We start from the raw sequence: 15941 nt of genomic DNA on the forward strand, positions 1-15941 counted from the left end.
CTAGTGAAGGCGCCACAGGCGCCTCCACTTCTTCACTTAAGAAAATTGCATCGCAATTTTCTTATAATGTGACTTTTGAATGTTTTAAAGATATTTGGATAGCATTAAATAATATTGGAGCAGTTACTGTGTTTACTAAGACTGATGGAAGGACTACAGCTAGAAACATTGCTGTAAATGATTGAGGTAATCCAACTAGTATAGAAGCCGCAGTCAAAAATACGGTTCCACTTAATACAGTTCCTATAGCAGTAAAGATTATAACTTTAATTTGATTATTTAACTTATTTCTAAAAGGTAATAATGCTAAATAAATTACATTTGAGGTAATAATTTTATCTATAACATTGGCTGGCTGTCCACCTGGGAAACTTGTAGTAAGAGCAGATAGAATTCCAGCAATTATACCTACCATCAATGTAGTTTTATAGTCTTCGTTTAAAATTATAATTATAAAAACCATAGTTAAAGACAAGTCTGGCTTCATTCCGAAAAATATAGGAGGAGCAACTTGATGCAAAATAAATCCTATAGCAAGCAAGAGTGAGTTAATAATATTTCTTTTAAAATTTGATTTCATAATGATATCATCCTTTCTTAAACAAATCTTTTTAAAATTATAAAGTAATCTGTACCAATGTGATACATCTTCAGTTCATGCCATATTAACTCACCCCCCTAATTTTTTATAATATAATAAAAAAAATTTCACCCTAAATAATAGGGCGAAGTGTTATTCGCGTTGCCACCTATATTATGTTTAAGGCATAGACATAAATTTAATCTATATATACTTAAACATATCTCATTTCAGATACTAACATATCCTATCGCTGTAACGTGCGAAACACGGTAAATACTACTTTCTAAAAATAGATTTCGGTTTACATCTAACAGGTCCATTCACTAAAGTCTAAAGTATTGAGATCCCACCATCCTCAACTCTCTTAAACTAAGATCATTAGCTACTATTCCCGATCAATGATTTTTTACTTTATTTACTAAAATGTTTGTTATATTAAAGTTTAATATAATAAAGTTATAAAGTCAATAAAAAAAGCTTCAAATTTTAAAAGTTTTGAAGCTTTTTTAAACACTATTTTTTATTATTTAACTTCATGAGTTTCTCTATCTCTTCCAAAGAAAGAAATAGCATATAATCCAGCTAATCCTACTAATGCGTATACCACTCTACTAAAGCCTGACATATCTCCAAATAAAGCAGCAACTAAATCAAACCTAAAAAAGCCAATTAATCCCCAATTTACAGCGCCTATAACTACTAGTATAAGTGCAAGCGTATCTAATGTTCTCATAAAAATTACATCTCCTTTAAATAATAATTTCTACAGCATTATTATTTACAGTTTTAAAAAAAATATTAGTAAAAAAATAAAAATATTAGTGAAAATATGAAAAAAGTAAAAAAAGTTGCACCTTCTCTAGAGTAAAGGCATTTTTTTAATTATGTAATATTTTAAAAGTATGAATAAATTATAATTGTATATTCCTGTCAATAGGCTGCGAAAGAGAGATAAAAGTATTTGTTCTTTGAATTTCTGGAATAACCTGAATTTTATTCATAAGCAAATTTTGAAGGTCTGCTATACTTTTACATATTACTTTTGTAAATACTGAATATTCTCCAGTAGTATAGTGTAATTCTACAACTTCTTTAATTTTATTTAGCTCTGACAATACATGGGAAAAAGAAGAAGCTTTATCTAAATATATACCGATAAAACAGCATACATCATAACCAAGTTTAGTATTATCTAAAATCAGCTTGGTACCTTTAATTATGCCCATATCCTCCATCTTCTTCATTCTTACATGAATTGTACCACCGCTAACATGACATTTTCTTGCTATTTCCAAGTAAGGAGTTCTAGAATCTTTTATTAATATTTCTAATATTTGAATATCTAAGTCATCGAGACCATTTATTTTTAAATCCACAGAAATCACCTCAAAAGAATATAATATTTATTAACATTATATCAGAATTTTTAATAAACTATCAAAATAAATATATGCTTAATAATAAAAGAGTTATAAAGTAAAAATATTAAATTCGCTTCAGATTGATACTTGCTATAAAAGTTATTTTTTCTTATATTGTTGAAGTTATAATTAATCTTGATAAATATGCATATATGAATGTATAATAATATAATAAACGTTTAGAGGAAAGGAATGAGGTTAATGGCTTTTTTTAAAGCATTGATACAAATGCTTATAATGGTAATTGTTGTTTTGTCATTATACAACATATTAAAGATTTACGTTTTAGAACATATTAAAGCTAATAAGTGGGTAGTGCTTATACTTGCAGCAATGGTATTTCTTATTCCTAATATTGTATTGGGTAACAAGCTGCGTACGCTGCCTTGGCTTATGTATATACAAAATGGAGTATTTTTAATACTATTTTTATGGTTTATGGATTTAGCAGGATTATCTAATAGACAGGCATCTAATCAAGGCAATAAGAATAGCACTGCAATAAAAGCTAAAGCTAAGCCAAATAGAATTAATAAAAACAATATGGAAGTTATTAAAGCAGGTAAGAAAAAGAAAAAATAATGTTTAAGAAACAGCAAAACTTAAGGTTTTGCTGTTTTTTGGGAGGAAATTATGTTTGATACTCATATTCATACAAACTTTTCTACAGATTCAAAGATGAAGATAGAAGAAGTACTTCAAAAGATGAAACAAGAAAATCTAGGAGCTATAATTACAGAACATATGGATTTAAATTATAGAGATAGTAGTATGTTTAGAATAGATCCTGAGGATTATTTTAAAAGCTATTCCGATTATAGAACAGATAATCTGCTTTTAGGAATTGAAATTGGAATGAACAATAAATTTTCACATGAATATAAAAATTTAGTTGAGAAATATCCATTTGATTATGTTTTAGGATCCCTACATGAAATGTATGATACGGATTTATATGAAGCTGATGAACTGTACAGAAGCAAGAGCAAAAAGGAGTTTTATGAAGAGTATCTTTTTGAAATGGTCAGTTGTATAAATGAACATCCTTTTATAGATAGCTTAGGACATATAGATTATATTTGTAGATATGCTAAATATGAGGATACGGAAATATACTATGATGATTATAAGGAGCTTATAGATAATGTATTGAAAACTATAATAGACAAAGGAATTGTTATAGAATTAAATACCAGAAGGATGGAGAACAAGGAATCTGTTTGCAATCTTCTTAAGATATACAAAAGATTTAAGGAGCTAGGCGGTGAGTTTTTAACTATAGGCTCTGATGCTCATTCTGCTGAAGCCATAGGAAGCTATTTTAATATAGCAAAGGAAATGGTAGAAACATGTAATTTAAGAATGGTATATTTTAAAAATAGAAAAATGGAATTAATTTAGCAATGTAATGTATGGAATTTGCATAAGGTGCTAGACACTTAATTTTAAGTGTTTAGCACCAAATATTAAGTAAATATTGGAGATGATATCCCAATTTTTCCGTTGATATGAAGCACCTTTACTACATACCAAGCACCTTTTTTAAAAGGTAAGGATAGATTCCATTTCACCTTATTTTTTTTATGAGCACTTTTTTTCTTTACCACAATTCCACCATTGGATATAATTTGTATCTTATCTATAGGAACTCTCTTATCTTCAGCTATGATCTCCAAGTTTATTTTACTAGAGTTGTTTTCAATTATACTTCCCATCCATTTTCCGTTTATTTTAAAAACAAGCTTTAAGGAACGGGTTTCTGTAGAATAAGTTCTACGAGATTTTAGGGCCTCAAAGAACTCATCATATCTTAGAAATTTACATATGACTACAGTTAGATTATCTGTATCTCCCCAATTTTCCTTATGATTATCTTGTCCGTTTATAGCTCCCAAATGCCATCCTTTATCTAAGAGTTTATAGTAATATTTTTCTCCTCTTAAATATTTAAAAGGAGGGGATCCGTTTCCAACTTCTATAAAGTTTATATACCTATCTAGAACATCATCATATTGAAGAGATTCAATGTATTTATGTGGATGGTTAATACAAACTATAGGATTTTTTTCTTTTTGAAGCCAGGCCTTAAAATCCTTAAAGTTTCTTATTTTGCCCTTGTACAGATTTATTGTATTTAAAATATTAAAATCACCTAGACCTCTAGATGAAACCTCAAATCCATATAGGGGTAAAAGTTTTTTGCTTTCCTTTGCAAAATATATGGAACTGATTTTTACAGCATTCCATCTTGAGATTTCATTAGAATTATATTTGACTTTTTTATTAAGAAACCCTGAGTGATCCGTAATTATTAAAAAGTCTAGAGATTTTTTAGAAGCATATTTAAATGCTTCTAATGGAGTACCTTTTCCAGTAGAGAAGGAAGTATGAGCATGAGGAATTCCATAATAAAAATTATATTTCTCTGACTTAGAAGAACTGCTGGCTACAGTAAATGACCATTGAATTTCTTGTATCTGCCTTGTGAAATCTTTAATGAAGATTTTAATATCATGTTTTCCAGAGCTAAGTCTCTTTTTAGGAATATATATAATTTTATTTTTATAGACTTTGTGATGAACCTTTTTATTGTCTACATACATTTTTATATCAACTAAGCTATCAATATATTTATCATTAAAAGTTGTCAAGTAAATCTCAGGAAGCCTATCAGTCAAAGTAGCATTATTTTGAGGAACAGCTATAAAAAGTTGATTTAACATTACATTATCTCCTTATGCTTAAAATTCTATAGTTAAAGGTCTATATTAATATTTTATTTTATTAAAAACATTGTGTGTATTATATGTAAGATATGTTATAATTTAACTAAAGTCATAACGTTCATAGGATAGGAGATAGGATATGAGACTTGAATTTCTTAAGAATTTAAAGGGAGAAGAAATATTAGCTAAAGACATAATAGGCGGCAATGGAGAAGTACTTTTAAGGTCTGGAGCAAAGTTGAGTAAAAATCTAATATCTAAACTTTCTAAGTATGGTGTTTTTATGATATATGTAGAAGATGACAGATTTTCTGATATTACATGTGTTAATGATTTAACAGAATTAAAAAAAGTTACATTAGAAATGATGCCTAATTTGTTTAATGATTTATTAGAAGGAGATAGAGATAATTGTAACAAATCCGTGAGCATGATTGAAGAGTTAGTTGAAGATATTATTAGTCAAAATAGCATAAACATAAATCTATATGAAGTAAAAGCCTATGACAATTATACATATATACATTGTGTGGATACCAGTATCATGTCAATCTACCTAGGAAATTGTCTAAAACTAAATCGTTCTGAGATAAAGGAATTAGGCCTTTCTGCCATTCTTCATGATATAGGCAAAATAAAAATCCCAAATGAAATTATAAATAAAAGAGGAGTATTAACAGAAAAAGAATTTGAAATAGTAAAGAATCACCCTACTTATGGAAAAGAGATTTTGGAGAAGAGGGGAATATTTTCACAAAAGGTTATAGATGGAGTATTTCATCATCATGAAAGAGTGGATGGAAGCGGGTATCCAAATGGACTTAGAGGAGATAAAATATCTGATTATGCAAAGATAATATCAGTTAGCGATGTTTTTACAGCAGTAAGTGCAAATAGAAGTTATAGGAATAAGTTTGAGCCAAAGGAAGCTTATGAACTTATTTTATCAGGAATGGGAAGTAAATTTGATAAGAAAGTTATAGAGAAGTTCAAGGAGAACTTTGCAATATATCCACTAGGATGCTGTGTAAGACTTTCCAATGGAGTAGAAGGATATGTTATAAGACAAAACAAAAATTTACCGGATAGGCCCGTTATTAGGATTGTATATGACAGCATTACAAAAATGCCTATACAACCTTATGAGATAGACTTAATGAATAAACTTTCATTGACCATTGAAACTGTAGTAGAATAAACATTGATATAAGATGATATAAGATAAAATTCAATAAGTAAAAAAGACTGCAGGACTATGCAGTCTTTTTTGCCTTAAAATATAAACTTTAAACTTAATTACGTTTAGAATATCCCAAGTGGGTGCTGCTTTAGCTGCATCCAGTAGTAGATCCACAGTCTAAGCAAACCTTACAAGTTCCGTTTCTTACCATTCTTGTACTTGAGCACATAGGACAGGTGCTATCATAAAGGCGTTCTCCATCTATTTTTTTTTCACCTGCTGAACCAATATCTTTAGAAGATCCAAAGGCTGTTTCAGAATTTATAGTGAACATATTTGACAAATATTCCTCATCTTTAATCTGGCATCTTGAAAAATCGCCGAGTTCTATATCTATGATTTTACTTATTAAATCCGATATAGAAGTTACATATTTAATATAAGGATGCTTATTTACAAAACCATATGGTTCATATTTTTGTCCTCTTAACATTCTAGAAATGTCTTGAGGTGGTACGTGATATTGAAGCATAACAGATATAGATTTAGAAAGAGAGTTTAAAAGTCCAGTGATTATAGTTCCTTCTCTATCTGTAGTTATATAGATTTCGGAAATTTCTCCTTCAGAGTTTCTATTAACAGTAGTATAAATTTTAACATCATCAATTTGAGCAGGATGAGTAGTGCCGTGCCTTATACCTATTAATTTATCTCTTCTTGAATAATGATGTTTAGCTTGAAGTTCTTTAACCTTTTGTAATAGCTCATCATAAGTTAAATCTTCCAGTTTTTTATTTCCATCTTCAGACAGAGTAGTATTAAGAGGTTGACTTGCCTTTGAGCCATCTCTATAAAGAGTTATACCCTTAACTCCAAGCTTCCAAGAAGATAAGATTACATCTTTAAAATCTTCAATAGTAGCTGTCTTTGGAAGATTTACAGTTTTAGATACAGCACCAGAGATAAAAGGAGTTATAGCTGCAACCATCTTAACATGTCCCATTGGAGAAATATACCTTTTTCCGCTGCCGCATTTATTAGCTGTATCGAAGATTGGTAAGTGTTCTTCTTTTAAGTGTGGAGCACCTTCAATTTTTCCATCCATTATTTTTTCGTACTGGAATCCGTTCTCATCCACAATCTCTGTTCTCATTATATAATCTACTATGTCTTTGATCTCTTTATCAGAATATCCTAGATTTTTAAGAGATACTTCAAGTACTGGATTTACAATAGTCATAAATCCACCGCCAGATAGTTTTTTATATACTACATGGCTGAAAAATGGTTCTATAGAAGTGGCACCACAGTCCATAGCTAATGATATTGTACCTGTTGGAGCTATAACGGAAACTTGAGCGTTTCTATAACCGTACTTCTCGCCATATTCCAAAGCATTTTTCCAAGCATCCTTTAAAGCTTTGCTTAAGTTTTTAAGTTTTAATTGTTCTAATAAGATATGATCGACTTTTACTGGAGTATAATTTAAGTTTTCATAAGAATCATCAAGGGCTCCAGCTACTCTGCTGTGATTTCTTATGACACTTAGCATATAATTCTTATTTATATCATATTTGGAGAAGGTTCCAACCTCTTTTGCCATTAATGATGATATGTAATAAGAATGTCCAGTTAATATTCCTATAAGTGCAGCTGTTAAATTTCTAGCTTCTTCAGAGTCATATGGATATCCACAAGCCATTAAAAGTGAAGATATATTAGCAATTCCAAGGCCAGTGGTTCTAAATAAATAAGTCTTTCTCGCTATATCTTCCGTTGGAAATTGTCCCCAGTGAATAGAAGCTTCAAGGGCAAGCTGAATTAATCCAATTATATGTACATATCCTTTTAAGTCAAACTCTTTTGAGGCTGTATCATAAAACCTATATATATTTATTGAAGCTAAGTTACAGGAAGTATCGTCCAAGAAGGCATATTCACCACAAGGATTTGTAGAGTTTATTCTGTTATATGGAGCGTTAAATTTTCCATCTTCACCGCATGGACATGTATGCCAAGCGTTAAAAGTATCAGAAAATTGTGGAGCTGGATCTGCACACTTCCAAGCAGATTCGTTAAAGGCATTCCATAATTCAGATACTTTTATATTCTTATTAACTATATTGCTAACCCTACCTTTAAGTTCTATAGTAGCATCAGGGTCAGCTTGAAGATTATCAACCTTTTTCATAAACTCATCTGATAATCTAACAGAATTATTTCCATTCTGGCCAGATACAGTTTCATAAGCTTCACCTTCAAAGCTTGTATCATAACCAACCTTTCCAAGAGCTCTAACCTTGTCCTCTTCTTTTGCCTTCCAAGTTATGAAATCCATAATTTCAGGATGATCTATATCAAGACAAAGCATTTTAGCAGCACGTCTTGTAGTTCCACCAGATTTTATGGCACCTGCATTTCTATCAAGAGCTTTTAAAAAACTCATAAGGCCAGAAGAATATCCTCCACCAGATAAAGGTTCTCCTTTAGCTCTTATAGGAGAAAAATTTGTTCCGGTTCCAGAACCACCTTTAAACAATCTTGTTTCTGTTATGTATTGCTCTGATATAGAATGAGGACCTAAAAGTTTATCTTCTATAGAGATTATGAAACAAGCAGAAGCTTGAGTCCTGCTGTAGGCATCTTTACATTCCATAACTTTGTTTTCTTTTTCATCAAAATAGAAATTACCTTGTTTACTACCCTTTATACCATAAGCCAAAGCAAGTCCGGTATTAAACCATTGAGGAGAGTTTGGAGCGTACATCTGATTTAGCAATCCATATACCATCTCATCATAAAATATTTTGCTTTCTTCCTCTGTTTTGATTATTCCTTCATCTTTTAAAGCTTCCATCCAAAAGCTTACTAGTCTATGAGCTACCATTTTCATACTGTTTTCATATCCTAGTTCATTAGGAATTCCAGCTCTTCTGAAGTATTTTGAAGCTATTATATCACAGGCATTTTGAGAATAATGTTTTGGGAACTCCAGATTCTTTATATTTGTAATAATTTTACCAGTTTTATAGTCTTTTAAAATAACGTCAACCTTTTTCCAAGCAAATAAATCGTAAACAGTTTTGGAATTATCTTTTTCGAGTTCCTTGGTAAAGTGTCGTTTAAATAAATTAGATATGGAATTCATATAAACCCTCCTAATTATTGATACTATATGTAGTAATTGGATTGATTTCAGATACTACATGTAGTATTATATAGTAAATAATATGATTCTTCAAGAACAAAATATGCAATAAGAAACTTATGCGTGGAGGAATATATATGATATACAAAGAATAGGGGGAAAAAACTAATGAATAAAAAAGATAATTATGAGACTATGCTTTTAATGCTCAAAGGACAGATTTCAGGAGAAGATGATTTAATAGCAAATCTATCTAATGCAGCATCTATTGTAAATCTTATGACAGATAATATAAATTGGGCTGGTTTTTATTTAATGAAGGATGGAGAATTAGTTTTAGGACCTTTTCAGGGAAAACCTGCTTGTAATAGAATAAAGGTTGGAAAAGGAGTATGTGGTACTGCAGTGTCAGAAAGAAAGCTTCAAAGGGTGGACAATGTTCACGAATTTGAAGGCCATATCGCTTGCGATTCTGCTTCAAATTCAGAAATAGTCATTCCAATAATAAAAGATGACACAGTATACGGAGTTTTGGATATAGATAGTGAGGAGTTTTCAAGATTTGGAGAATTGGAAGAAGAATACTTCACTAAGTTTGTGAAAATACTTATTGAAAACATGAACTGGGAGTAATAGAAATAAATTGTGACAATCTTTAATATTGAATATTCTATATGAGATTTGCATTTAGGAAAGCTTCACTACGCAAAGAAGCTCTAATATTTCTGACTTTAAAACCCTTAAACCTTCTAAACTCACTGTGGTTCAGACAATAGAAGGTTCTTACGGTGTTTTAAATCCAGAAATAAATAGCTTTTAACGCTTGTTCAACGCTTTCTACAATGCAAATCTCATATTACAGTTCAATATAAAAAGATTATCAATTTCTGTTTCTTAAAAGCTTTAGAAGTTCATTAATAGCAAGCGGCATTAAGCTTAATAGAGTGATCCATTTCCAATCTGTAGTATTAAGAGGATATACACTGAATATGCTGCTTAAATAAGGAATATATAGTATTATAATTTGGAGCAGTATACCTAGTATAATTGAAAAAATTAAAAAGTTATTTGAAAAGAATCCAATCTTAAATATAGACTTTTTCTCATTCCTCATATTTAAAGAATGAATTAGCTCTGAAATACTCATGGTTAAAAAAGCCATAGTTTGTGCATGTATTACAGAACCAGGATATCTGTGAAGTCCTATCTGAAAAGCCATTAAAGTTAAAGCACCTATTAAGGCTCCGCTAAAGAGAAGATTTCCTATGGCGCCTGTAAAAATAGTCTCATTAGAGTTTCTTGGCTTTTCTTTCATTACATCATCATCTCTAGGGTCTACACCTAAGGCTAGAGCAGGGAAGGAGTCTGTTATAAGGTTAACCCATAGTATGTGTATTGATCTTAAAGGAGATGCCCATCCTAAAAGTATGGCAAAGAAAATGGACATTATTTCTCCCATGTTGCAAGATATTAGAAATAAGATGGATTTCTTGATGTTATTGTATATATTTCTTCCTTCTTCAATAGCTGAAACTATGGTAGAGAAATTATCATCAGTTAATATCATGTCTGAGGCTTCTTTTGCCACATCCGTTCCCGTATTGCCCATAGCTACGCCTATATCTGCGATCTTTAGCGAAGGTGCATCATTTACACCATCGCCAGTCATGGATACTATATTTCCTTTGGACTTAAAAGCCTTTACTATTTTAACCTTATGTTCTGGTGATACCCTAGCAAATACTCTTAAATTCATTATTTTTTCATTTAATTCTTCCTGGGATAGTTTATCTAAGTCTGAACCAGATATAACTTCTAGTGGATTTTCAGTTATATTTAAGGATTTAGCAATGGCAAAGGCAGTATCCTTATGATCACCGGTTATCATAACTGTAGATATTCCAGCCTTTTTACATAAGGATATGGAATTTTTCACCTCTAACCTAGGAGGATCAATCATCCCTACTAAACCTATAAATATCAACTCTTTCTCTAAAGTATTTGTTTCCACATTAATATCATTGATAGTTTTATAGGCAGCACCTAAAACCCTGAGAGCTTCACTGGACATAGCTGAGGCAGCTTTTAAAATAGAGTCTTTTATATTGTCCGTCAAAGGTACTTCAGTTCCACCTATAAATGCTTTGGTACAAATTTTTAAAAGTCTGCCTACAGCACCTTTAGTCATTACATAAAAATTGTCTTCATACTTGTTTACTGTAGTCATAAGTTTTCTATCAGAATCAAATGGGATTTCATTAACTCTTTCATGTTCTTTCTGAAGTTCATCTTTAAAAAGATTATAGGAAGCACCAACATCTAAAAGGGCTATTTCTGTAGGGTCACCGGTGGAGCTTTCTTCAGAAGATGTGGCATCATTGCATAAAACTAAGTTTTCTATAAGCAGTTTGTGAATTTGATTATTAATATCTAGTTTATTTATATTGTCAAAAATGTTATCTGCATAGAACTTTGTCACAGTCATCTTATTCTGTGTTAGAGTTCCTGTTTTATCAGAACATATGATATTTACAGAACCTAAAGTTTCTACAGCAGGAAGCTTTCTTATTATGGCGTTTTCTCTTATCATTCTCTGAACCCCTAAGGCTAATACTATAGTTACAATGGCAGGAAGTCCTTCTGGAATAGCAGCAACAGCTAAACTTATGGAAGTTAAGAATAGCTCAAATAGGTCTCTTCCTTGAATGAAACCTATTAAAAACATCAAAGCACATATGAATATAGCAGCTATACCTAATGTTTTACCCAATTCTTCAAGTTTCTTTTGAAGGGGAGTAAGTTCTTTTTTATTTTCTTTTAGAAGAGAAGCTATTTTTCCTATTTCAGTATTCATTCCAGTACTTACAGCAACTCCAATACCTCTTCCATGGGTGGCTAAGGTAGACATAAAAGCCATATTTTTTTGATCACCTAATGTGGTTTTACTGTCTTCAAGTATTAGCTTAGCATCTTTATCTACTGGTACTGATTCGCCTGTAAGAGCAGATTCTTCAATTTTTAGATTAGCTGTTTCAATGAGGCGCAAATCACAAGGAATATATCTTCCGGCGTCTATGATTACAATATCTCCGGGTACTATTTCCTCAGAAGGAATTTCTATTAATTGGCTATTCCTCTTTACAATAGCTTTTGGAGTGGATAAATTTTGTAAAGCTTCTAAGGATTTTTCAGCTTTATATTCTTGAGCAACTCCAACTACTGCATTTAAAATTATGATTATGCCTATTATAACAGCGTCACTAGTTTCTCCTACTAGAAAAGATATTATTGCAGCTCCAATAAGAATATAAATTAGAATATCATTAATTTGAGACCAGATAAGAGTAAGGAGTGTATCACGATTTTGAGCTGCTAACTTGTTTAATCCATATTTTACTCTTCTTTTTTCCACTTCTTGTGATGAGAGACCGTTAGAAGGGTCAGTGCTAAAGTTTTTTATTATATCTTCAATTTCTAAACTATGATACATTAAAATCACCTCATAATATTTATATAATAGATTTAAAAAAATATACTTTAAAGAGAATAAAGAGGATTTCATTCTACCTATGATAATATTGAAATTACATAAGGATTATTCCTAAAATAGGATCAATTAAAAGCTGTGGATAACTAAATGTAAAAATAGATATTATAGCAATTCTTACATATGTTATAATATTTATGAAAATGAGATTAACTAGAGTATAGGATAGAGGTGATTGTGTGGAAATATCAAGAATAAATGGAAGAACTCAAATAAATTCTAAAAGAAGAGCTGTATCAAGTAAAAAAGGCTTTTCACAAAGTTTTAACTTTGCACAACAAAAAAAATCAGAACAGCAATTAAAGCAGATGCTAGAAGATATAAAGAAGAAAGGTAATAGACTAGTTATTACAAAATGTTATGCTGATGTGGCAGCTTATAAAAGAATCATAAAGGAATATTTAGAGTCAGTTTTAGACTATATGTATAGGGTTAAACAAGATATAAGCTTTTGGCAAACTCAATATTTTGTAACAGTTGAAATAATAGATAGTAAGTTAGAAGAACTTACACAAATGCTATTAAGTGATGAAAAGGAAAACTTAAGTATAGCAAGTACTATTGATGAAATAAGTGGGCTCATAGTAGACATATATAAGTAAGTGGAGGCGCCAAATGGAGCTGTAGGCGTGCTATTGCTTTTAAATAATAGAAATAAAAAATGCTAATCACTTATTCTTAATCTTTGGACAAGTGATTAGCAGCTATAGATTAAACAAAATCTTATTTGTTATTGCATTAAAACTTAAATAACAGTAATTTGGTTACTGACTACTTAATCCATAGTTTATAGCTAGCATCTGATGGCATTCGTAAATCTCCTCTTGGAGAGAGGCTTATGGTTCCAACCTTAGGACCATCAGGTATAGCAGAACGTTTAAATTGCTGAGTGAAAAATCTTCTTATAAATTTATCAAACCACTTTTCAATAGTAGCATCATCATAGTCTCCTTTAAAAGCTTCTTTTGCAAGGAAAAGAATTTTTTCAGGAGTGGCACTATGTCTCATGAAGTAGTATAGAAAAAAGTCATGTAATTCATAAGGTCCTACAATATCTTCAGTTTTCTGAGCTATCTCTCCATTACTGTCTTTTGGAAGAAGTTCAGGACTTACTGGTGTATCCAATATATCTTTTAAAGTTTTTGAGATTGTAGGAGAAAAATTATGATTAGCTGAATATTCAACCAAATATCTAACAAGGGTTTTAGGGATAGAGCAGTTTACAGAATACATAGACATATGATCTCCATTGTATGTAGCCCATCCTAAAGCCAGCTCAGAAAGGTCGCCGGTTCCAACTAAAAGAGCACCTTCCTTATTGGCTATGTCCATAAGAATTTGAGTCCTTTCTCTTGCTTGCACGTTCTCATAGGTAACATCATGAATTTCTGCTGCATGTCCGATATCCTTAAAATGCTGAAGACATGCATCTACTATATTTATCTCTCTAAAATCGGTACCAAGTTCTTTGCATAAAAGAACTGCATTATTATAAGTCCTGTCTGTAGTTCCGAAACCAGGCATTGTTATAGCTATAATATTTTTTCTAGGAAGTTTTAGCATATCTAAAGTTCTAATTGATACAAGCAAAGCTAAAGTAGAATCTAATCCACCAGAAATTCCAATAACAACTTTATTAATTCCAGTATGATTTAAGCGCTTTGCAAGTCCAGCAGATTGTATATTTAGTATTTCCTCTGAGCGTTCTTCTCTTTCATGTTCATTAGAAGGTACGAAAGGATGTTTATCTATAAATCTATCAAAATTATAAGGTTTAGTGTTTTCGAAGTCGAAGTTGATTTCTAATGGCTCAAAAGTACAAAGCCTGCTGCTATCTCTAAAACTCAAATTTCTCATTCTTTCATTAAGCAACTTATCTACATCAATAATTGAAGTGATAATTTCATTTTCTCTCTGAAATCTATGATTTTCTTTTAAGAGAATTCCGTTTTCTTCTATAATCAAGTGTCCACTAAAAACTAAATCTGTGGTAGATTCAAATACTCCTGAAGAAGAATAAACATAAGAAGAAATGCATCTAGCACTTTGCGAAGATACTATAGATTTTCTATAGCTAGATTTTGATACAAGTTCATTGGATGCAGAAAGATTTCCTATTATATTGGCACCAAGAAGAGCAAGATATGAACTAGGTGGCACTACAGTCCATAAATCTTCACAAATTTCAAATCCAAATTTAAAAACTCCACTTGAGAATATTAAGTTTATTCCAAAAGGTATATGTTTTTGAAAAAAAAGATCTACATACTGATTAATTATATCATAACCTTCAGTAAACCATCGCTTTTCATAAAACTCTGTATAATTTGGAATATAATTTTTAGGAACAATTCCAAGTATTTTTCCGTTATATATAATATAAGCACAATTATATAAGCGATTTTTATAAAGTAAAGGAGCACCAAGTGCTATTAAAATATCTTTGCTCAAAGAAAAGTTACAAATATCCTGTACTCCATTAATAGCTTCATCAATAAGATGCTGCTGTAGAAATAAATCTCCACAAGTATAAGAGGTTATAGCTAGCTCTGGCAATACTATTAATTTTGAATTTTCTTTTAAAGCTGTATTTATACATTCTTTTATATTTTTAGCATTGAATTCTATGTCTGCAACATTGACCATAGGGCATGCCGCTGCTACTCTAATAAAGTTCATTAAATTCACACTCCATCTTTTTGTTTGTGTATTAAATTTATAATATTTTTACTATTAAACTTTAACCCCTAAAATGCTTGTCTGTCAACATATTATATCGAACATCAATGTACATAAACTAAGGAAAGAATAATTTTACTAATTATGTTAAATTGCATATATTTAATGTATAATAACTTTGTAGTATTATTGAGAATATTTAATGAAAGAAGGTGATATTAATTATGAGGGGATATATAATATTATGGATAATTATAGCTGGTGTGACTTTAGGAATAGATATAGTAACTAGTAGTTTCTTATTTATATGGTTTACAATTGGAGGAATTGTATCATTGATACTTGCAATTTTAGGATTTTCTTTTTCAGCTCAATTTATTAGCTTTGTAGGGTTAAGCATAGCTTTAATGGCTGTAGGTTATCCATATGTTAAAAAGACCATTAAAAAAACTGTTCCCATAACTCTGACTATGGAAGAGAATTACATTGGACGAGAATTTACAATTGATAAAGATATAGTAGATAAAGCTACAATAAAATACGAAGGAATATACTGGACTGTAAAAAATGAAGGGGAGAGTATAAATAAAGGGGATAAGGTTAAGATCATTGGTATCGAAGGTAATAAATTGGTAATTAAGAAATTATAATAAGGAA

Annotated in this window: 13 protein-coding genes and 1 other annotated feature; of the genes, 6 read left to right on the plus strand and 7 right to left on the minus strand. The window is 30.6% G+C overall.

Going from position 1 to position 15941, the window contains the following annotated elements:
* Window positions 1-61 precede the first annotated feature (61 nt).
* From ACFWTK_RS10045 to ACFWTK_RS10055, 3 genes are all read right to left on the minus strand, one after another.
* The gene (locus ACFWTK_RS10045; RefSeq protein ID WP_415875882.1) at window positions 62-580 is read right to left on the minus strand and encodes a tryptophan transporter; all 519 of its coding nucleotides are present in this window, start codon (window positions 578-580) and stop codon (window positions 62-64) included.
* A 138-nt stretch (window positions 581-718) separates the two neighbouring features.
* Window positions 719-991, minus strand: a binding site (T-box leader).
* A gap of 115 nt (window positions 992-1106) precedes the next feature.
* Entirely contained in the window at window positions 1107-1316 is a 210-nt protein-coding gene (locus ACFWTK_RS10050) for a DUF378 domain-containing protein (protein WP_415875883.1), read from the minus strand.
* A gap of 178 nt (window positions 1317-1494) precedes the next feature.
* A complete protein-coding gene (locus ACFWTK_RS10055; protein ID WP_415875884.1) occupies window positions 1495-1959 on the minus strand; it encodes an Lrp/AsnC ligand binding domain-containing protein in 465 nt (154 codons plus the stop codon).
* Window positions 1960-2205: 246 nt separating this feature from the next.
* Here ACFWTK_RS10055 and ACFWTK_RS10060 point away from each other — a divergent pair, with 246 nt between their 5' ends.
* Window positions 2206-2586 carry a hypothetical protein gene (locus ACFWTK_RS10060; RefSeq protein ID WP_415875885.1) on the plus strand — a complete coding sequence of 127 codons (381 nt, stop codon included), beginning with the start codon at window positions 2206-2208 and terminating at the stop codon, window positions 2584-2586.
* A gap of 48 nt (window positions 2587-2634) precedes the next feature.
* Window positions 2635-3405 (plus strand): histidinol phosphate phosphatase, encoded by a 771-nt coding sequence (locus ACFWTK_RS10065; protein ID WP_415876015.1) that lies wholly within the window; start codon window positions 2635-2637, stop codon window positions 3403-3405.
* 65 nt (window positions 3406-3470) lie between these two features.
* On the opposite strand, the gene ACFWTK_RS10070 is transcribed toward ACFWTK_RS10065, so the two are convergent.
* Window positions 3471-4727, minus strand: a complete 1257-nt coding sequence (locus ACFWTK_RS10070) for a CehA/McbA family metallohydrolase (RefSeq protein WP_415875886.1) — start codon at window positions 4725-4727, stop codon at window positions 3471-3473.
* Between the two features lie 142 nt (window positions 4728-4869).
* Here ACFWTK_RS10070 and ACFWTK_RS10075 point away from each other — a divergent pair, with 142 nt between their 5' ends.
* The gene (locus ACFWTK_RS10075; RefSeq protein WP_415875887.1) at window positions 4870-5928 is read left to right on the plus strand and encodes an HD-GYP domain-containing protein; all 1059 of its coding nucleotides are present in this window, start codon (window positions 4870-4872) and stop codon (window positions 5926-5928) included.
* A gap of 130 nt (window positions 5929-6058) precedes the next feature.
* Here ACFWTK_RS10075 and ACFWTK_RS10080 read toward each other — a convergent pair whose 3' ends face one another.
* Complete coding sequence (locus ACFWTK_RS10080) at window positions 6059-9058, minus strand: vitamin B12-dependent ribonucleotide reductase (protein WP_415875888.1); 3000 nt, start codon at window positions 9056-9058, stop codon at window positions 6059-6061.
* 168 nt (window positions 9059-9226) lie between these two features.
* On the opposite strand from ACFWTK_RS10080, the gene ACFWTK_RS10085 reads away from it, so the two are divergent.
* Window positions 9227-9691, plus strand: coding sequence for a GAF domain-containing protein (locus ACFWTK_RS10085; RefSeq protein ID WP_415875889.1), 465 nt, complete (start codon window positions 9227-9229; stop codon window positions 9689-9691).
* 247 nt (window positions 9692-9938) lie between these two features.
* On the opposite strand, the gene ACFWTK_RS10090 is transcribed toward ACFWTK_RS10085, so the two are convergent.
* Window positions 9939-12548: a calcium-transporting P-type ATPase, PMR1-type gene (locus ACFWTK_RS10090; RefSeq protein WP_415875890.1), complete on the minus strand. Its 2610-nt coding sequence runs from the start codon at window positions 12546-12548 to the stop codon at window positions 9939-9941.
* 236 nt (window positions 12549-12784) lie between these two features.
* On the opposite strand from ACFWTK_RS10090, the gene ACFWTK_RS10095 reads away from it, so the two are divergent.
* Entirely contained in the window at window positions 12785-13207 is a 423-nt protein-coding gene (locus ACFWTK_RS10095) for a YaaR family protein (protein WP_415875891.1), read from the plus strand.
* Between the two features lie 169 nt (window positions 13208-13376).
* On the opposite strand, the gene ACFWTK_RS10100 is transcribed toward ACFWTK_RS10095, so the two are convergent.
* Window positions 13377-15284, minus strand: a complete 1908-nt coding sequence (locus ACFWTK_RS10100; RefSeq protein ID WP_415875892.1) for an NAD(+) synthase — start codon at window positions 15282-15284, stop codon at window positions 13377-13379.
* Between the two features lie 224 nt (window positions 15285-15508).
* Here ACFWTK_RS10100 and ACFWTK_RS10105 point away from each other — a divergent pair, with 224 nt between their 5' ends.
* Entirely contained in the window at window positions 15509-15934 is a 426-nt protein-coding gene (locus ACFWTK_RS10105) for an NfeD family protein (protein WP_415875893.1), read from the plus strand.
* Window positions 15935-15941 lie beyond the last annotated feature (7 nt).

Source organism: Clostridium sp., from assembly GCF_047777555.1.
In the GTDB taxonomy this organism is placed as follows: Bacteria; Bacillota; Clostridia; order Clostridiales; family Clostridiaceae; genus Clostridium_H.

Excerpts from the sequence above, each read along its gene's own strand:
- ACFWTK_RS10050 (WP_415875883.1), bottom strand. The coding sequence starts at position 1,316 with ATGAGAACATTAGATACGCTTGCACTTATACTAGTAGTTATAGGCGCT.
- ACFWTK_RS10100 (WP_415875892.1), bottom strand. The coding sequence starts at position 15,284 with ATGAACTTTATTAGAGTAGCAGCGGCATGCCCTATGGTCAATGTTGCA.
- ACFWTK_RS10105 (WP_415875893.1), top strand. The coding sequence starts at position 15,509 with ATGAGGGGATATATAATATTATGGATAATTATAGCTGGTGTGACTTTA.
- ACFWTK_RS10060 (WP_415875885.1), top strand. The coding sequence starts at position 2,206 with ATGGCTTTTTTTAAAGCATTGATACAAATGCTTATAATGGTAATTGTT.
- ACFWTK_RS10090 (WP_415875890.1), bottom strand. The coding sequence starts at position 12,548 with ATGTATCATAGTTTAGAAATTGAAGATATAATAAAAAACTTTAGCACT.
- ACFWTK_RS10045 (WP_415875882.1), bottom strand. The coding sequence starts at position 580 with ATGAAATCAAATTTTAAAAGAAATATTATTAACTCACTCTTGCTTGCT.
- ACFWTK_RS10085 (WP_415875889.1), top strand. The coding sequence starts at position 9,227 with ATGAATAAAAAAGATAATTATGAGACTATGCTTTTAATGCTCAAAGGA.
- ACFWTK_RS10075 (WP_415875887.1), top strand. The coding sequence starts at position 4,870 with ATGAGACTTGAATTTCTTAAGAATTTAAAGGGAGAAGAAATATTAGCT.
- ACFWTK_RS10070 (WP_415875886.1), bottom strand. The coding sequence starts at position 4,727 with ATGTTAAATCAACTTTTTATAGCTGTTCCTCAAAATAATGCTACTTTG.
- ACFWTK_RS10080 (WP_415875888.1), bottom strand. The coding sequence starts at position 9,058 with ATGAATTCCATATCTAATTTATTTAAACGACACTTTACCAAGGAACTC.